17 protein-coding genes are annotated in these 16984 nt (G+C 69.3%); 7 read left to right on the top strand and 10 right to left on the bottom strand.

Annotation, left to right across the window (positions count from 1 at the left end; all coding sequences use genetic code 11):
- Positions 1-20 precede the first annotated feature (20 nt).
- On the top strand, positions 21-248 hold the full coding sequence (locus AB0J93_RS29890) for a tetratricopeptide repeat protein (RefSeq protein ID WP_363925697.1): 228 nt from the start codon (positions 21-23) through the stop codon (positions 246-248).
- Between the two features lie 379 nt (positions 249-627).
- On the opposite strand, the gene AB0J93_RS29885 is transcribed toward AB0J93_RS29890, so the two are convergent.
- Together AB0J93_RS29885 and AB0J93_RS29880 are read right to left on the bottom strand one after the other, a co-directional pair.
- Positions 628-1050 (bottom strand): VOC family protein, encoded by a 423-nt coding sequence (locus tag AB0J93_RS29885; protein WP_363925696.1) that lies wholly within the window; start codon positions 1048-1050, stop codon positions 628-630.
- A gap of 19 nt (positions 1051-1069) precedes the next feature.
- Entirely contained in the window at positions 1070-1993 is a 924-nt protein-coding gene (locus AB0J93_RS29880; protein WP_363925695.1) for an SDR family NAD(P)-dependent oxidoreductase, read from the bottom strand.
- Between the two features lie 102 nt (positions 1994-2095).
- Here AB0J93_RS29880 and AB0J93_RS29875 point away from each other — a divergent pair, with 102 nt between their 5' ends.
- Positions 2096-2941 carry a helix-turn-helix transcriptional regulator gene (locus AB0J93_RS29875; protein ID WP_363925694.1) on the top strand — a complete coding sequence of 282 codons (846 nt, stop codon included), beginning with the start codon at positions 2096-2098 and terminating at the stop codon, positions 2939-2941.
- 35 nt (positions 2942-2976) lie between these two features.
- Here the strand turns inward: AB0J93_RS29875 and AB0J93_RS29870 are convergent, their stop codons facing one another.
- Complete coding sequence (locus tag AB0J93_RS29870; RefSeq protein WP_363925693.1) at positions 2977-3435, bottom strand: N-acetyltransferase; 459 nt, start codon at positions 3433-3435, stop codon at positions 2977-2979.
- 117 nt (positions 3436-3552) lie between these two features.
- On the opposite strand from AB0J93_RS29870, the gene AB0J93_RS29865 reads away from it, so the two are divergent.
- On the top strand, positions 3553-4041 hold the full coding sequence (locus AB0J93_RS29865) for a GNAT family N-acetyltransferase (RefSeq protein ID WP_363925692.1): 489 nt from the start codon (positions 3553-3555) through the stop codon (positions 4039-4041).
- A gap of 68 nt (positions 4042-4109) precedes the next feature.
- On the opposite strand, the gene AB0J93_RS29860 is transcribed toward AB0J93_RS29865, so the two are convergent.
- Entirely contained in the window at positions 4110-4859 is a 750-nt protein-coding gene (locus tag AB0J93_RS29860) for an SDR family oxidoreductase (RefSeq protein WP_363925690.1), read from the bottom strand.
- 90 nt (positions 4860-4949) lie between these two features.
- On the opposite strand from AB0J93_RS29860, the gene AB0J93_RS29855 reads away from it, so the two are divergent.
- Entirely contained in the window at positions 4950-5399 is a 450-nt protein-coding gene (locus tag AB0J93_RS29855) for a MarR family transcriptional regulator (RefSeq protein ID WP_363925689.1), read from the top strand.
- A gap of 222 nt (positions 5400-5621) precedes the next feature.
- Here AB0J93_RS29855 and AB0J93_RS29850 read toward each other — a convergent pair whose 3' ends face one another.
- The 6 genes from AB0J93_RS29850 to AB0J93_RS29825 all read right to left on the bottom strand — a co-directional run bounded on the left by AB0J93_RS29850 (position 5622) and on the right by AB0J93_RS29825 (position 13880).
- Positions 5622-6305 carry a DUF624 domain-containing protein gene (locus tag AB0J93_RS29850; RefSeq protein WP_363925688.1) on the bottom strand — a complete coding sequence of 228 codons (684 nt, stop codon included), beginning with the start codon at positions 6303-6305 and terminating at the stop codon, positions 5622-5624.
- Positions 6302-7822 carry a xylan 1,4-beta-xylosidase gene (locus tag AB0J93_RS29845; RefSeq protein ID WP_363925686.1) on the bottom strand — a complete coding sequence of 507 codons (1521 nt, stop codon included), beginning with the start codon at positions 7820-7822 and terminating at the stop codon, positions 6302-6304. Before AB0J93_RS29845 ends, AB0J93_RS29850 begins: the two co-directional genes overlap by 4 nt.
- A 69-nt stretch (positions 7823-7891) precedes the next feature.
- On the bottom strand, positions 7892-9529 hold the full coding sequence (locus tag AB0J93_RS29840) for an extracellular solute-binding protein (protein WP_363925685.1): 1638 nt from the start codon (positions 9527-9529) through the stop codon (positions 7892-7894).
- Positions 9530-9574: 45 nt separating this feature from the next.
- Entirely contained in the window at positions 9575-10507 is a 933-nt protein-coding gene (locus tag AB0J93_RS29835; RefSeq protein WP_363925684.1) for a carbohydrate ABC transporter permease, read from the bottom strand.
- Complete coding sequence (locus AB0J93_RS29830) at positions 10504-11484, bottom strand: ABC transporter permease subunit (protein ID WP_363925683.1); 981 nt, start codon at positions 11482-11484, stop codon at positions 10504-10506. Before AB0J93_RS29830 ends, AB0J93_RS29835 begins: the two co-directional genes overlap by 4 nt.
- On the bottom strand, positions 11481-13880 hold the full coding sequence (locus AB0J93_RS29825; RefSeq protein ID WP_363925682.1) for a glycoside hydrolase family 3 N-terminal domain-containing protein: 2400 nt from the start codon (positions 13878-13880) through the stop codon (positions 11481-11483). Before AB0J93_RS29825 ends, AB0J93_RS29830 begins: the two co-directional genes overlap by 4 nt.
- A 295-nt stretch (positions 13881-14175) precedes the next feature.
- Here AB0J93_RS29825 and AB0J93_RS29820 point away from each other — a divergent pair, with 295 nt between their 5' ends.
- The 3 genes from AB0J93_RS29820 to AB0J93_RS29810 all read left to right on the top strand — a co-directional run.
- Complete coding sequence (locus AB0J93_RS29820; RefSeq protein ID WP_363925681.1) at positions 14176-15207, top strand: substrate-binding domain-containing protein; 1032 nt, start codon at positions 14176-14178, stop codon at positions 15205-15207.
- Positions 15208-15228: 21 nt separating this feature from the next.
- On the top strand, positions 15229-16275 hold the full coding sequence (locus AB0J93_RS29815; RefSeq protein ID WP_363925679.1) for an acetylxylan esterase: 1047 nt from the start codon (positions 15229-15231) through the stop codon (positions 16273-16275).
- A 263-nt stretch (positions 16276-16538) separates the two neighbouring features.
- Positions 16539-16984, top strand: a 446-nt coding sequence (locus AB0J93_RS29810) for an endo-1,4-beta-xylanase (protein WP_363925678.1), incomplete at its 3' end; no start/stop codon positions are given.

The raw sequence follows: 16984 nt of genomic DNA, 5'->3' as shown, positions 1-16984 counted from the left end.
TACCAAGAGCCCGTCACCGATTGATAGCCGCCACGCCGAGCTCCCTGGCACCTACCACAACGCCCGTCAGGAAGATCAGAAACAGGCTCTATAGCCTCGCCACAACCCTGCATACGCTCGGTGATCACAACGAGTGCCGCGCCCTGTCCGAGGAAACCCTGACCCGGTCCCGCCGGGTACTTGGTGATGACCACCCTGACACCCTTCTCTTCGCGTATGGCCTGGCAGTCTCCTATGCCTCCACCTGAAGGCTCATCGACGCGCGAAGGCTGATCGACGACACATTAAGCCGAAGCGTCCGTAAGTTTGGACACAGTCACCCCCGGACGATGAAGATCCGCGACGTTCGACGAGAGATTGCCGCGAGGATGGGAGGAAACACGAGCCCTGGGAGAAACAGGCGTCGACCCAAGAACCCAAGAAGGCCCAAATAGCGTTGTGGCAATGAGGGCCGGGAGCAACAAAACGATCCCGATCCTTCAATAAGTGCGCGGACTCAACTCGGGTAAGCGTGGGTGGGCCTGTAGCGCGCTCAGCGGCAGCGGTGATTGATCCTATGGACTTCGAAGGGATCGCGCCGCTGCTGGGGACGGCCCTGCTCAGGGTGCCGGGCCGTGCACCGCTCGGTCAGGTGATCTGTTCGGCGAGCGCGACCATGATGCCCGCCGGGCCGCGCAGGTAGCAGAGCCGGTAGCTGTTCTCGTACTGCACCAGTTCGCCGACGAGTTCGGCTCCGTGCGGCCGCAACCGGTCGAGAATCTCCTCGATGTCGTCGACGGCGAACATGACGCGATGTGCGCCCAACGTGTTCGCCGGCGCATGCGGGTCACCGACCTGGCTCGACGGGCTGTGGTACTTGGTCAGCTCAAGCCGTCCGTGGCCGTCCGGCGTGCGCATCATCGCGATGTCCGATCGGACTCCCTCGAGCCCGACCAGGCGATCCACCGCACTGCCTTCGACTGTCGCCTCGCCTTCGAGTTCCAGGCCGAGTTCGGCGAAGAACGCCCTGGCGGCGGCGAGGTCGTCGACGACGACGGCGACGTTGTCCATCCGCTGGATCGTCCCTCGTTCAGGGTGGCGGTTCCGTTGGCCGGTGTCCTCCATGATGCTCCTTTCCGGGTCGGCCGCACTGCGCGTCGGCCGCTTCGAAGAGTTCGCGCTCCCGCTGGGGATCGTAGGATGCGTCAGAGGAGCGCTCGGCCCGCCCGAGGTTCACGTAGGACCCGCTCGGTGCCACGGCCGGGCCGGTCGCCACCCGGGCCAGATGGTGACCGGCGGTCCGCGGGCTCACCGACAGCGGTGTGAGGGTGAGCAGCGGCAGCACCCGGGCGGCCGCGAATCGTACGCTCGGACCCGCGTCGCGGGTCAGCCCGGTGCCGGGGACAAAGCCCGGATTCCAGCTGAACACCTCGGTGCTGCCGCCCAGTCGCCGCGCCCACTCGTGCACCAGATAGATGACGGCGAGCTTGCTTGTCGAGTAGGCGGTCCGCCCGGCGACCGAGGTGTGCGGCCCGTCGGGACGGGCCAGTTCCGCCGGAGGTCGCCACACCGGTGCGGGCGCGAGCCCCAGGTTGTGCCGGAAGTCCCCGAAGTGGGTGTCCGAGGCCGTGATCACCGCTCGTCGTAGCTGGTCGCCGACCAGTCGCAGCAGCAGGTGGTTGGCGAGCACGTTCACGGCGAACGTCACCTCGTACCCGTCGGCGCTGCGCCGGGCCCCGCTGGTCACCTGTAGTCCCGCGTTACCGACGAACGACGTCACGCGGGCCCGCTGCATGACGTGGTGGGCCGCGGCGCGTACCGAGTCGAGGGACGCCAGGTCGGCGCGCACGCCGTACACCTGCGGGTTTCCGCTCTTGGCGCGCAGTGCCTCGGCCAGCCCGCCGGTGCGGTCGGTCACGAACATTTGCAGGCCCGGGTTCGTCGCGAGCATCGCGACCGCCGCGTGCCACCCGATTCCCCGGCTGGCACCGGTCATCAGCATCGTCTCGTCCATGCCCCGACTGTGGCCGCCGCAGCGACGCGCAGCCAGCGCCCGGTGCGACGGTAGGACCCGCAGTACCAGGAACAGCCTCGGGCCGGTCGGGATACTGGTGGGGTGACAAGTGCGTTCGGTGCCGCCGTGCGAGCGTGGCGGGACCGGCTCTCCGTCGCCGACACGGGCCTGCCCGCGACGGCCCGCCGTCGGGCGGCCGGTCTGCGCCGCGAGGAGTTGGCGTCCCTCGCCGGCCTGTCGGTCGACTACGTGGTGCGCCTGGAGCAGGGCCGCGCGCTCAACCCGTCCCCGCAGGTCGTCGCGGCCCTGGCCCGGGCCCTACAGCTCAACGCTGCCGAGCGCGACCACCTGTACCGCACCGCGGGTCTCCTGCCACCCGCCGCCGGTGACGTGAGCACCCACATCCCGCCCGGCGTGGCCCGCATCGCCGCCCGCCTGGGCGACGTTCCCCTGGCCGTGTTCTCGGCTGACTGGACGCTGCTCACCTGGACTCCGCTGTGGGCGTCCCTGCTCGGCGATCCGGCGGTCGTGGCTCCGTACGGGCGCAACCTCCTGCGGATCCTGTTCATGCCGGGCGCGTCGCTCGCCTGGCCGCGCGTCACCCCCGACGGTGTCTCCGCGGCCCTGCCGGCCGCCCTCGTCGCCGACCTGCGCACCACGGCCGCCGCCCACCCGCACGACCGTCGGCTGGCGGCGCTTGTCGCCTCGTTGTACTCCGCCAGCCGAGAATTCGCCGCCCTCTGGGACTCGGGGGCGGTCGCCGCGCACGAGAGTGACCGCAAGACGATCGCACACCCGGTCGTCGGTCCGGTGACCCTGGACTGCGACGTGCTGACCGCGCACGGCTCCGACCTGCGCATCGTGGTGTACACGGCGCCCGCCGGTTCCTCGGCCGCCGACAAGCTGGACCTCCTCCGCGTCACGGGAGTCACCCCGATCGACAACTGAAGCGCCGCAGCACACCTGGCCGGACAGTCACTTCGTCAACGGCCGCACCGGTCCAGGCGCTCCCAGGGCCAATCGGTGGCGATCCAGTCCGCGACGGCGGTGGCCAGCGGCACGTCGAGGTCTGCCCGGTCGGCCCGCACCCAGGACTGCACGGTCACGTCGTACTCCGCGGAGGCCGACGGGTAGAGGTAGACGCAGCCGATGACGTCGCCGTCGACCGGGTCGAGGACGGTGAAGGTGAACCCGGCGCCCCTGGTGAAGTCGTCGGCATGACGGCGCAGATCGGCGAGGTTCTCCTCAAGCGACATGCCGCCCAGAGGCGGCCAGTCGCCGTCCGGGTAACCAGGCGTGGTGCGGATGTGCGCAATGCTCGACATCCACGCGGCGTGGTCCGCCACGTTGTGCTGTGGACCCAGCGGTTCGAGGTGGAACCGGTCGGCGACCAGCGACGTCGGCGGGGTGAAGCCGGGTGGTACGAAAGCGTCCGAGGTCATGGGCCAGGACGCTACTGCTCTGGCTGGCCCGCACGCACCCGACTTCAGTTCGGCGAGCGCGAGGTCGGCCGTCCCCATCGTCGGTCGCTGCGGGCTCCACCTGGGTAGGCTCCCGAGATGCTTCTGCGCGACGTGGAGCCGGCCGACCTCGATGCGTACGTCCGGATGCGCTGTGATCCGGTCATGATGTCGGAGCTCGGCGGCCCGCAGCCGCGCGAGCGTATTGCCGGTCAGCTCGCGCGTGACCTCGAGACGGTTCGCGACGACAGCGCCTGGATCAAGATGATCGTTGCCGGTGCCTCGGCTCGGGTGGCGGGAACGGTGACGCTGTACCGCCAGGAGGGCATCTCCGAGATCGGTTGGATGGTCCTGCCGGAATTCCAGGGCCGGGGCTTGGCGAGCCAGGCCGTCCGCACGGTTCTCGACCTGGCCCGCGCGGACGGGCGGTGGGGGCCGATCCACGCGTTTCCCAGCACCACGAACGCGGCGTCGAACGCCATCTGCCGCTCGGCTGGATTCTCCCTCGTCGGCCAGGAAGAGCGGACCTTCGCGGGGCGCGTCTTCCAGACCAGGCACTGGGTTGTCGATACGTCTGCGCACGCCTGATCGCCCGACACCAGCCGGTCGGGCATCCGGGCATCGGCACACTCGGACACCGGCGGCGCGTGCCAGGGTCACCCGCGAACGAGTTCGCGACCACCCGCCAGCGACAACGTCTGCCCGTTGACATGACCGTTCGCCGCCGAGGCCAGATAGGTGACCGCGGTGGCGACGTCCTCGGGAGTGCAGATGCGGCCGGTGGGGGTCTTCTCCGACTCGGCCGCGACCGCTTCCGGTCCCAGGAACGGGGCGGTCAGTGCCTTGTCGGTGAGGGTGAAGCCGGGGCGCACGATGTTTGTCAGAATCCCGTGGCGGGCTTCCCGGACGGCGAGCACCCGCGCGGCGGTCTCGAGCGCGCCCTTCGCCGTGGCGTAGGCGAGTGGCCCCGCCATGGGTTGGGCGACGATGTCGGTGGACACGACGACGATGCGTCCCCAGCCGGCGGCACGCATGGTTGGCAGAGCCGCATCGATCAGAGCCGCCGGACCGACGGTGTTGACGGCCAGCGACGTGGTGAGGCCACCGATCTCGTCGGTGTCGAAGGAGGGCCACTGCACGGCGTTGGCGATCAGGGCGGAGACCGGCCCGAGACGTTCGCTGATCTCCTCGATGACGCGTGGCATGGTGGTGGGGCTGCGGTGATCCAGGTGGATGGCGCAGGCCCGGCCGCCGGCTCGCGTGATGGCCTCGACCACGTCCAGGGCACCGCCGTGGTTGGTGTACCAGGACACGCCGACGGAGGCGCCCTCGGCCGCCAGGTGCAGGGCGGTGGCTCGGCCGATGGCCCCGGAGGCCCCGGTGACGAGGGCGACCCTGTTCGACAAACCGGTTTCCATCATCATCTCCATAGTCGGCTATAGGTTAGCCGACTATGCAACAGGGTGTGGTGGCTCGTCAACTCGTACACTGCCCGGGTGGAACTGACGGATGTCCTGGCCACCAACAAAGCCCTGGTCAAGGTGGCCAAGCTGTACCGGAGCGCGCAGGCCGACGTGCTCAGCGCGCTCGCCTTGCACCCGGGGCAGGACGTCCTGCTGTGGATGCTCGGCCAGGAACCCGACGGTATGATGATCTCTGAGATAGCCGCCCGGCTCGGCGTGGAACAGCCCACGGTGACCCGCAGCCTCAGTCGTCTCGACCAGGGTGGCTGGTTCATCAGGGAATCCGTACCGGAAGATCGGCGCGCCACCCGGATCCAGCTGACCCGGAAGGGTCGGGCCGCCATTCCAAAGATCGAGGCGGCCTGGCGAACGCTCGCCGAAACCGCGACGGCCGGCATGGCGACCGACCAACGGGCCACGCTTGTCGAACTACTCGAAAAGGTACGCGGAAACCTCCTCACCCTCACCGCCGAGACCGAGTGAGAGCGCGTCGCCGGCCACCTGTCCACGGTGGACGAGCTTTGACGCTGACTCAGGCCCCGCCGGGTAGGATCTGTCGATCGACGCTGGCATGCCGTATACGCGCACCGCGCTCGCCGAGGATCTGGCGGCGCTCGGGGTACGGCGCGGTTCGGTGCTGCTGGTGCACTCCTCGTTCAATGCGCTCGGTTGGGTCTGCGGCGGCCCGGTCGCGGTGGTCCAGGCTCACTCGACGAACTCCTCGCTGATGATGTCGGTCATCGGTGCGCCGCCACGGACCAGCGCCAGCGCCAGTACCGAGCCGAGGGCGGCGAGTGCCGCCTCGGAGGCGACCATGGTGAGCGCCGTCGCCGCCACCAGCAGCAACGCGGTGCCGACGGCGACCACCGGGGTACGCAGCACGAAGTACCCGGCCAGCCGGAACACGTCGCGCAGCCGGAACGTGAAAAGCGACGTGATCACCAGCGCGTTGATCCCGACCACCGACACCCCGGCACCGACCAGCACCAGCGGCACCGCCCACCAGCCGGGCACCCCCGCCGCCGGCAGGTTGACCAGATTGACCGCGATGACGGTCAGCCACAGCAGGGTCGGCACCCAGACCAGTAGCGAACCGGTCAGGTTGGCCCGGTACCCGCGCCAGAACAACCGCCACGGGTGCAGCTCGGTCAGGTCGAGACGCTGCCGGTGCAGGGCGTACAGCGCGGCGGAGAAGGCCGGGCCGAGCGGCACCGCACAGACCGCGACCAGCGGCAGGTTGCTCACGTGCCGCTCCAGCGCGAACAGCGCCACCAGGCCGGGCGCCGCGCAGACCAGGAGCAGCAGCTCCACCACCAGCAGCGTGTAGATCAGCGCTGCCCCTCGGGACAGCGGGCCGGTGCCGAACTCCCGGCGGGCGGCGGTGCTCACGACGGCTCCCGGCCCAGCAGCCGACTCTCGTCCCACCATGGTGGCGTCTCGTCGGTCACCGGGCTCACCTCGGCCAGGGTCACCTCGTGCCGGGCCAGGTGCAGGTCCAGCTCGACGCGGCCGGTCAGCACCGGCAGCGAGCCGTGCCGTCGGGTCGGCTCGGCGGCCTGCCGCAGGACGTCCAGTTGGCGGGCGGTGGGGGAGGGCGGTCGGCCCAGTTCACCCCAGGCCCGCCAGGCGTTGCCGGACTCCTCGCTGACCGAGGAGCGCAGCAGGAACGCGGTGCGGGCGGTCGGGTCGGCTACCGGCAGCGACAGGCGTACCGTGTGGCCGTCCACCGGGTCGCGGCCGGTGACGTCGACCGGAGCCCAGGCCAGCACGGCGATCCGGCCCGTGTCGTCGCGGGTGACCAGGTGGTCCGCGCCCCGGGCCAGGATCTGCTCGCCCAGCCGGTTCATGAAGGCGTACAGGTGATAGGTGGGTTTGCGGATCTGACGGTGGGTGAGCAGCCCGAAGCCGCCGTGGAACAGCGTGGTCGGGATGCCCACCTCCTCGAACACGTCGCTGAAGGTCCAGTACGCGAAGGAGTCGACCAGGTCGCCGCCGCCGGCCAGCACCGGGGCGAGGTAGGCGGCGTGGAAGGCGGTGTCGTGGATGGGGTTGTCCGGCCGGTACGAGCTGTTGAACTCCGTGATGTGCACCGGCAGGTCCGCCAGTGCGGTGCCGGCGAGCAACCGGCGGGGGCTGGCGAACTGCTCCAGCAGCCGCTGCGCCGGTGCCAGGGTCTGGTGTACGCCGAAGGGCACGTGCTGGGCCGGGCCGGAGGTGTAGGCGTGCCGGCTGACGAAGTCGATCGGCACCGCACGGTCGGTGACGAACTCGGCGAACCGGGGCAGCCACGCGTCGTCGGCGCCGGGGGAGAGTGCCGGGCCACCGACCTGAAGGTCGGCGTCGACGTCCTTCACCGCGTGCGCGGTCACCTCGTAGAGCCGGTGGTAGGCGTCGGCGTCCGCGTCCTGCCAGAAGTCCTTCAGGTCGGGCTCGTTCCACACCTCGATCGGCCAGCCACGCACCTCGTCGAGGCCGTACCGGTCGACGAGGTGGCCGATGGTGGCCCGGACCAGGTCGGCCCATTCGGTGTGCGACCGGGGTGGCGTGACGTTGCCGCGCCACCAGAAGACCGTCTGGTCGCCGCTGGCCAACCCGGAGGGCATGAAACCCAGCTCCACGAACGGTCGGACGCCCAGCTCGAGGTAGGCGTCGACGACCTGGTCGAGGTAGCCGAAGGCGTGCCGGACCTGGCGTTGGCCCCGGTGGTCGTACGGTCGGTGCACCCCGACGCCGTCGCTGAGCAGGCCGTGCCCGCGGATGTACCGGAAGCCGATCTCGCGTTGCACCAGGGCCAGTGAGTCCTGGTAGTCGCGCCGCAGGGCCAGGTCGAGCCGGCCGGTGCCGACGGCGAGGCGCCACGCGTCGCTCAGCCGGCCGACGGGTTGCTCCGCAACGGTGATCCGCATCGTCGTCCCTGTGCTCGGGTGGAGGTGCCCGGTCCGGTCGCGCCGACACGACCGGACCGGGCAGGTCTGCTAGTTCTTCTCCTGGAAGCGCTTGTGCGCCCCGTTGACCATCTCCAGGTAGGCGTCCATGTTCTTGCTCTTCAGCTCCGCCACGTACGCGTCCCACTCGGCGAAGTCACGCTGCCCGAGGACGAACTGGAGCGTGGCCTGGTAGACGTGGTCCTTCAGCGGGGTCTCCCACAGCGACACCTGCTCGCGTTCCTCGTCGTTGAGCGGGTACGGCGGCGGCACCGTCTTCGGAGCGCGGGCGTTCATCACCTGCTGGAACTCCTGCTCCTCGGGCGAGAAGAACCCCTGCACCAGCTCGGGCTTGCCGCCGTAGGAGAAGACGCCGTTGCCGAAGCCGAAGTCCTTCTGCAGGTGCTTCGGCGCACCCGGGTTCAGGCCGATCATGTCGACGTCCGGCGCGAGAGTGGGCTTGCCGGCGGCGTCCTTGACGAAGGTGGTGCCCTCGACGCCCCACTTGGCGAACTCCTGGCCCGCGTCCGAATACCAGAGCCAGTCGACGAACTGCATCATGGCCACGAAGTTCTTGCTCTCGCGGGCCTTCGAGGAGATCATCATGCCGTTCTCGAGTCGGCTGGCCGGGTTGATCTCGCCGGCCGGCCCGATCGGCAGCGGGATCTTGGTGATCTTCGCCTTCGGGTTGGTCGCCGCCAGGTCCGGTCGGTAGTCGTTTACCAACGTCTGGGCGTTGCTGCTGATCACGAAGGACTTGCTGTTGGCGAGCTTCTGCCGGGCCAGATCGTCGGTCTGGGTGAAGCTCTCCGGGTCGAGCAGCTTCTCCGCCACCAGCTTGTTGAGGTACTGCAACATCTGCTTGTACTGCTCGGTGGCGCCGGTGTACTCGAACTGCTGCGCCTGGGCGTTCCAGGTGACGTGCTGGAAGTTCCAACCCGCGCCCTCCAGGCCGTACGACGCGGCCAGCATGTTGAGCAGGTTACCGGCCGGGTTGGGCTGGCTGAACCGGTCGGAGAACGGGTAGACGTCCGGGTACGCCGCCTTCATCGCCTTGAGCATGGTGTAGACCTCGTCCCAGGTCTTCGGGACCTGGAGGTTCAGCTCTTCGAGGATGTCGGTGCGGACCGCCAGGGAGTACTCGTGCCAGGGCTTCTCGTGCAGGCCGGGCAGCAGGTAGTACTTGCCGTCCTGCTGGCGCAGCGTGTCGATCTCAGCCTTGAGATTCCACTTCTCGATCTTGTCCTTGAAGTTCGGCATCAGATCGAGGTAGTCGCTGACCGGCAGGATCGCCCCCGAGGAGACGTATGCGTGCACGTCCGGCGGATAGGTCTTCGGGATCAGCAGCGGTGCGTCGCCGGCACCGATGAGCAGGCTGCGCTTCTGGTTGTAGTCGCTCAGCGGCACGGCGACCTTGTCGAGGCTGACGTTCGTCCGGGACTTCAACTCCGTCCAGAACAGCCAGTCCTCCTTGAGCGGATAGTTCGGGTGGTTGTTGTAGAGGACGGAGAAGGAGAGTGGTTCGGTGGCCTTGAACTGGGTACCGGCGGTGTAGTTCTCCATTGCGCCGGCCCGGTTCTCCGACAGGTCCTCGCTGTCGGACGGGTCGTCGCCACAGGCGGTGACGCTGCTGAGGGCTAGCAGCACGGCAGCAGCCGCCGCCGCGTGACGCCACGATCTGCGGAACATGGCGGGATCCTTTCAACTCGGTGGTGAGAGGGGTGTTTCTTCTGGTCAGCCCTTTACCGCGCCGAGCATGATGCCCCGGACGAAATACCGCTGGACGAAGGGATAGACCAGGAGGATCGGCAGAGTGGTGAGCACGATGGTCACGGCCTTGAGCGTCGCCTCGGCCTGTACCTCGTTGGCCTCGGTGATCGACCCGACGTTCTCCGCGCCGGTGGCACCGGCGATCAGGTTGCGCAGGTACACGGTGACCGGCCACAGCTCCTGCCGGTCCATGTAGAGGAACGCCGCGAACCAGGAGTTCCAGAAGGCCACCGCGTAGAAGAGCACCATCGTGGCGACGATGGCCTTCGACAACGGCAGCACGATTCGCAGCAGGATGCCGTACGTGTTGAGCCCGTCGACGGCGGCGGCCTCCTCCAACTCCGTCGGCAGGCTCTCGAAGAACGCCTTCATCACCAACAGGTTGAACACGTTTATGGCGTTGGGTAGCGCAATGGCCCAGACGCTGTTCTTCAGGCCCAGGCTGGTGACCAGCACGTAGTTGGGGATGAGGCCGCCGGTGAAGAACATGGTGAAGACCGCGATGCCGACCAGCATCCCGCGGCCCTTGAGCTGCTTCTTCGACAGCACGTACGCGTAGCAGGTGGTCATCACGATCGAGATGACCGTGGCGGTGACCGTGTAGAACACGGTGTTGCGGTAGTTCGTCCAGAACAGCGGGTCGGACATCAGCAGCTGGTACGTGTCCAGGGTGAACCCGCGCGGCACGAGATTCACCTGGCCGGCGATGATGTACGCCTCGTCGCTCAACGAGCGGGCCACGATGTTGACGAACGGGTAGAGCGTCACCATCACCACGAGGGTCAGGACGATCCCGTTGACCACCCGGAACACCCGGTAGCCCCGGGTCTCCTGGATGCCGCGACGACGGGGGCGGGGCGTGGACTCGGTGGGCCGCTCGGCGGTGTCGACGGTCACCACAGGCTCGTCCCCACCGTGCGGCGGGCGATCAGGTTCGCCGAGACGACCAGGATCAACCCGATCACCGCCTCGAACAGCCCGATCGCGGCGGCGTAGCTGAAGTTGCTTGACTGGAAGCCCATCCGGAACAGGTAGGTGGAGATCACGTCCGCGGTCGGATAGGTGAGCGGGTTGTACAGCAGCAGGATCTTCTCGAAGCCGACCGCCATGAAGGCGCCGATGTTGAGGATCAGCAGCGTCACCATGGTCGGTCGGATGCCCGGCAGCGTGACGTGCCAGGTTTGCCGCCACCGGTTGGCGCCGTCGATGCGGGCCGCTTCGTAGAGGTCGTCGTCGATGGTGGTCAGCGCCGCCAGGTAGAGGATCGTGCCCCAGCCGACGGTCTGCCAGACCTCGGAGGAGACGTAGATGGTGCGGAACCACTCCGGCCGTTGCAGGAACGGGATCGCTTCGCCGCCACCGGCGCGGACGAGCTGGTTGACCGTGCCGTCCATCGACAGCAACTGCATGACGATGGCCGCCACGATCACGATGGACAGGAAGTGCGGCAGGTAGGACACCGACTGCACGAAGCGCTTGAGCTTGCGGGCCCGCACCTCGTTGAGCAGTAGCGCCAGCACGATCGGCAGCGGGAAGCAGAACAGCAGGGTCAGCGCACCCAGCACCAGCGTGTTTGTGAAGACGTTCCAGAACGTCGGGTCGTTCAGGAACATCTTGAAGTACCGCAGCCCGACCCAGTACTCACCGAAAATGTTGCCGCCGGGCTGGAACCGGCGGAAGGCGATGACGTTGCCCAGCATCGGCAGGTACCGGAAGATCAGGAAGAACAGCAGCGGCAGGATCGCCAGCGAGTACAACTGCCAGTCGCGCCGCAGCGCACGCCGCCAGGTCTGCCGGGCGGCCCGTCGTGGCGGCTTCGGTGTCGTCGTGTCGGGGCTGGACGCCGATGGGGTCAGGGTGGTCACGCTGCTCATGGCCGACCCTCCGGCGCGGGCCCGGCGACGGGTTCGACGCGTACCCGGGACAGCAGTTCGCGGTGGTGACCGACCTCGCGCTCGCCGCCCTCCAGCCGCAGTGCCAGGCTTGCCACCACGTCACCGCTGGAGCGGCTGAGCCGAAGTTGCACCTCGCCGGGCTCGACCACTCGCCGGCCGTGCAGCCCGGTGAACGAGGTGACGTCGGCAGGGACGGTGAAGCTGACCCGGGCCGCGCCGCCGGGCTCCACCGGGACCCGCGCGTATCCGATCAGGCGCACCACCGGCCGGGTGGTCTGCGCCACCGGATCGTGCAGGTAGAGCTGAACCACCTCGGTGCCGGCTCGGGTGCCGGTGTTGCGGACCGTGACGCCGAGGGTCACCTCCCCGTCGACCGGCCAGGGCGTCGGGTCCCCGGTGCCGCCGCCCGGCGCGTCGCTCACCGCGGCGTCGCTCCACTCGAAGGTGGTGTAGCTGAGACCGTGGCCGAACGGGAACGCCGGCGTCGGGTCCACCGACGACACCTTCGACCGTCGGCCCAGGATGGGGGTGAGGTAGGTGCCGGGCAGCCCACCGGCGTGTCGGGGCACGCTTACCGGCAGCCTCCCGGACGGGTCCACCTCACCGGTGAGGATCTCCGCCAACGCCTGACCGCCGAGCTGACCGGGGAAGAACGCCTGCACGATGGCGCTCGCGCCGTCCACCGCGTCGCCCAGGGCGTACGGGCGGCCGGAGAGGACCACCAGCACGACCGGGGTACCGGTGGCCAGCACCGCGCGTACCAGTTCGGCCTGCACCCCGGGCAGCTCCAGGTCGACCGCGTCGCAGCCCTCACCGGAGGTGCCCCGGCCGAACATGCCGGCCCGGTCGCCGACGGCCAGCACGCAGACGTCGGCGTCGGTGGCCGCCTGGACCGCCGCGGCGATGCCCGAGGTGTCGGCACCGGTGATGTCGGTGCCCGGTACGTGGGTGAGCTGTGGGTGCCGCTGCTGGAGCGCCTCGCGCAGGGACGGGATCTCGACCCCGGTGCCGTGCTCGGGGTGATGCACACCGACGTGCAGCGGGAACGTGTAGCAGCCGAGCATGGCCATCGCGTCGTCCGCGACCGGCCCGATCAGCGCGATCCGCTGGTGATCGGCGAGCGGTAGCAGCCCGTCCCGGTTGCGGAGCAGGACGACGGCCTGGCGGGCCAGCCGCAGGGCGACGGCCTGACCGGCCTCGTCGTCGAAGCGCAGCGCCTCGACGTCCGCCGGCAACTCGTCCCAGCCCTCGTCGAGCAGACCCAGCTCGATCTTCTGAATCAGCACCCGCCGCAGTGCCCGGTCGACCAGGCTCTCGCTGACCTCGCCGGAGCGCACCGCCGCCGCCAGGGGCGCGCCGTAGGCGTCCACGGTGGGCAGCTCCACGTCGATGCCGGCCCGCAGCGCCAGCCGGGCCGCCGCCGCGGCGTCGGCGGCGACGCCGTGCAGGGTCTGCAGGAACCGGACGGCGAAGTAGTCGGCGACCAGCACCCCGTCGAAGCCCCACTGCTCACGCAGCGTCCGGGTGAGCAGATCCTCGTCGGCCGCCGCCGGCACACCATCGATCTCGGCGTACGAGTTCATCACCGACCGTGCCCCACCGAGCCGCAGGGCCATCTCGAAGGGTGGGAGGATCACGTCTGCCAGTTCCCGACGGCCCATCGCCGTCGGTGCCAGGTTCCGGCCGCCCCGCGACGCCGAGTAGCCGGCGAAGTGCTTCAACGTCGCCACCACGCCGGCCCGTTCCAACCCGCGCACGTACGCCGCGCCGATCGTGCCGACCAGGTAGGGATCCTCGGCGATCGTCTCCTCGGTGCGCCCCCAGCGGTAGTCGCGGGTGACGTCCAGCACCGGGGCGAGTCCCTGATGGACACCGGCCGCCCGCATGGACCGGCCGATCAGCCGGGCCATCTCCTCGACCAGCTCCGGGTCGAAGGCCGCGCCCCAGCTCAGCGGTGTCGGGTAGACCGTCGCCCGCCAGGCGGCGAAGCCGGTGAGGCACTCCTCGTGCACCTGCGCCGGAATACCGAACCGGCTCGCCGCGACGATCTGCGCCTGGGACGCGGCCAGGGACCGTGCGCCGAGGACCGGGTCGACCGGCGCGGTGCCGAACGGCCGGGTCAGCTGCCCCAGACCGTGCCGGATCGCCTCCGACCACGGCGGGATGTGCTCGACCATGTCGGTCTGGTGGGGAGCGACGCCCTCACCGGAAGCGTCCGCACCGACCCAGAGGCCGACCAGCTGAGCGAGCTTCTCCTCCAGCGACATCAGCGGGATGAGCGCGTCGGCCCGTTCGTCCGGTCGCAGCTTCGGATCACGCCACCGATCGGCGTGAGTGGACGCCAATCGGTCGTCGACGGGCAGCTGACTTGTCATGCGAACCCCTCCGGCCGGGGCCGGGAGGTATCCCGGCAGGCCACGCCGACCGCCGTGGGACACGGCGATTATCGAAATTTTCGGAAACCAGTCGGACACCTGTGTCGGGGAACCTAAGGGCGTCGACAGGGCATGTCAAGGGGCGCGGAAAGACTGTTCAGACCGTACTTGCCATGCTGGTAAGCGATTGCCGGAATTCATCGCCGCGAGTAGCCAGCATCGACTCAGGTCACCCTCTGCCGGTCCGCTGCGTGCTACAGTCTCCGAAATTTTCGGACTCGTTGCAGAGGATCGGATGGCAGAGAAGCGTTCGCCGGCAGCGCTCGGCTCCGCGACCATCGCGACCATCGCGCGGGAGGTCGGTGTCTCCTCGGCCACGGTCTCGAAGGTTCTCAACGGACGTTCGGACGTCGCCGCCGTGACCCGGGCACGGGTCGAGGCCAGCCTGCAACGGCACCGCTACCGTCGGCGCGCCCGCCGGGCACCCGGAGAGGGCCAGATCGACCTGGTGTTCCACGAGTTCGGCTCCGACTGGGCTCTGGAGATCATCAGGGGGGTCGAGGCGGTCGCCGCCCTCACCGGGGTGAACGTGGTGCTGTCGCAGCTCAGTGCCGCCCGCCGGCCGCCGCAGTCCTGGGTCGACGCGGCGGTCGCCCGGCGTCCCCTCGGGGTGCTGCTGGTCATGTGCAACCTCACCGACCAGCAGCGGCAACAGTTGCAGCGCCAGTCGATCCCCGTGGTCGTCATCGACACCGACAGCGCCAGCGTGGCCTCCGTGCCCACCGTCGGCTCGAACAACTGGAACGGTGGCCTGATCGCCACTCGACACCTGTTGGATCTGGGGCACCGCCGGATCGCGGTCATCTCCGGTCCACGGGACGTGCTCTGCGCCCGGGCCCGTACGGCCGGCTTCCGTTGCGCCCACGAGGAACTCGGCGTTCCGATCGACGCCACGCTGATCCGTCATGGCAACTTCCACCTCGACGCCGGCTACACCCACGGGATCGAGTTGCTCAGCCGGTCCGACCGGCCGTCGGCGATCTTCGCCGGCTCCGACCTGCAGGCGTTGGGCGTGTTACGGGCGGCCCGGCAGCTCGGCCTCGACGTTCCCGGCGACGTTTCGGTGGTCGGCTACGACAACCTGCCGCTGTCGGCTTGGGTCGGTCCGGCCCTGACCACGGTCCACCAGCCGCTGCGCGACATGGCCGGCACCGCTACCCAGATGCTGCTCGATCTCGCCCGCGGCAACGCCCTGCCCACCAGCCGGATAGATCTGGTCGCCGAACTGGTGATCCGGGAGAGCACCGCGCCGCCTCCACATTCATGACCGAGCCCGCTGCGAGGAGCCATGCCCCTGTTTGACCTCCCGCTGGACCAGTTACGGCAGTACACGCCGGCCGTGGCCGAGCCCGCCGATTTCGACACGTTCTGGCGGTCGACGCTGGATGCGGCGACGCAGTCGCCGGTGCTGCTCGACGTCCGGCCGGAACCGACCGACCTGCGCCTGGTGGACAGCTGGGACGTCACCTTCGCGGGGTTCGGCGGCGATCCGATCCGGGCCTGGTACAACCGTCCGGCCGGGGTGGACGAGGCGCTGCCGGTGATCGTGGAGTACGTGGGCTACGGCCGCGGCCGGGGGCTCCCGCACGAACGCCTGATCTGGCCGGTTGCCGGCTACGCCCACCTGCTGATGGACGCCAGGGGACAGTCCGGCCAGTACGGCGCGGGTGACACGCCGGACCCGCACGGCGAGGCGCCCGGCGGGCCGTCGCCGGTGACCCGCGGCATCATGACCCCGGAGGGCTACTACTACCGCCGGCTCATCACCGACGCGGTGCGGGCGGTCCACGCGGCCCGGGCGCTGCCGGGAGTCGACCCACACCGGGTGGTGGCCGCCGGCAACAGCCAGGGCGGTGGGCTGTCCCTCGCCGTCGCCGGGCTGGTCGGTGACCTGGCCGCCGTGCTCACCACCGCGCCGTTCCTCTGCCACCCGCAGCGGGCCCTGGAGATCACCGAGGTCGGCGTCTACGGCGAGATCGTCAACTACCTCGCGGTCAACCGCGACGCGGAGCCGGCCGTACGACGCACGCTGTCCTATGTCGACGGGGTCAGCTTCGCCCGTCGCGCCAACGCACCGGTCCACTTCGGCATCGGGCTGCGGGACATGGTGTGCCCCCCGAGCACCGGGTTCGCCGCCTACAACCACTACGGCGCCACCGTCGGTGGTCCGCCTCCCGAGCGGACGATGCATGTCTACCCGTTCAACGGCCACGAACACGGCGACGCCACCCAGGTACGACGGCAGCTGCGCTGGCTGGCCGACGTGCTCGGCGACGGAGTCGCGGGCCGGTCGGATGGGCCGAAACTTTCGGGGGCCCTGATCTCGCCGGCGTGACCCCGTTCCCCATGGCGCGCCGAGGGCAGCGGAGTCGGATCGTGACCGGGACGAACGGTCAAAGAGTGCCGCGACGCGTTGAGCTTTCGGATCTGTTTCGATAAGGTTTTCGATACAACAGCCTCGATCTACTCACGATGACCGGCTGAGTGCACCGGCCGACGCGGCATCCGGGCGACCGCGTCGGCGTGGGAGGGCCATCGTGTTGGGCAGTAGTCGGGGCCGGCTTCTCATCAGCACGGCTTCGTCGAAAGGCTCATGCCATGAAAAACGCCCTCGCCCGCGCCAGCGGGCGGCTGGCTACTCGACTGCGACCGCGCGGCGCGCTGGTCTCGGCCGCAGCCGGTCTCGCCCTCGTCGCCACCAGCATGGTTGTGGTGACCTCCAGCGCCCAGGCTGCCGAGTCCACCCTGGGGGCGGCTGCCGCGCAGTCAGGCCGCTACTTCGGTGCTGCGGTGGCGGCGAACAAGCTCTCCGATTCCACCTACGTCGGCATCCTGAACCGTGAGTTCAACTCGGTCACGGCCGAGAACGAGATGAAGATCGACGCGCTCGAGCCGCAGCAGGGGCGGTTCACCTACACGAACGCGGATCGGATCGTCAACCACGCCCTGTCCCGGGGTTGGAAGGTGCGGGGTCACACCCTGGCCTGGCACTCGCAGCAGCCCGAGTGGATGCGGAACATGTCGGGCACCGCGTTGCGTAACGC

This window comes from Micromonospora sp. NPDC049374 (genome assembly GCF_040677165.1).
Classification (GTDB): Bacteria; Actinomycetota; Actinomycetes; order Mycobacteriales; family Micromonosporaceae; genus Micromonospora.
Note: the sequence above shows the minus strand (reverse complement) of the source record. Positions and strands in the feature narration are given on the sequence as shown.

Excerpts from the sequence above, each read along its gene's own strand:
- AB0J93_RS29885 (WP_363925696.1), bottom strand. The coding sequence starts at position 1,050 with ATGGACAACGTCGCCGTCGTCGTCGACGACCTCGCCGCCGCCAGGGCG.
- AB0J93_RS29845 (WP_363925686.1), bottom strand. The coding sequence starts at position 7,822 with ATGCGGATCACCGTTGCGGAGCAACCCGTCGGCCGGCTGAGCGACGCG.
- AB0J93_RS29880 (WP_363925695.1), bottom strand. The coding sequence starts at position 1,993 with ATGGACGAGACGATGCTGATGACCGGTGCCAGCCGGGGAATCGGGTGG.
- AB0J93_RS29870 (WP_363925693.1), bottom strand. The coding sequence starts at position 3,435 with ATGACCTCGGACGCTTTCGTACCACCCGGCTTCACCCCGCCGACGTCG.
- AB0J93_RS29840 (WP_363925685.1), bottom strand. The coding sequence starts at position 9,529 with ATGTTCCGCAGATCGTGGCGTCACGCGGCGGCGGCTGCTGCCGTGCTG.
- AB0J93_RS29830 (WP_363925683.1), bottom strand. The coding sequence starts at position 11,484 with ATGAGCAGCGTGACCACCCTGACCCCATCGGCGTCCAGCCCCGACACG.
- AB0J93_RS29825 (WP_363925682.1), bottom strand. The coding sequence starts at position 13,880 with ATGACAAGTCAGCTGCCCGTCGACGACCGATTGGCGTCCACTCACGCC.
- AB0J93_RS29815 (WP_363925679.1), top strand. The coding sequence starts at position 15,229 with ATGCCCCTGTTTGACCTCCCGCTGGACCAGTTACGGCAGTACACGCCG.
- AB0J93_RS29820 (WP_363925681.1), top strand. The coding sequence starts at position 14,176 with ATGGCAGAGAAGCGTTCGCCGGCAGCGCTCGGCTCCGCGACCATCGCG.
- AB0J93_RS29865 (WP_363925692.1), top strand. The coding sequence starts at position 3,553 with ATGCTTCTGCGCGACGTGGAGCCGGCCGACCTCGATGCGTACGTCCGG.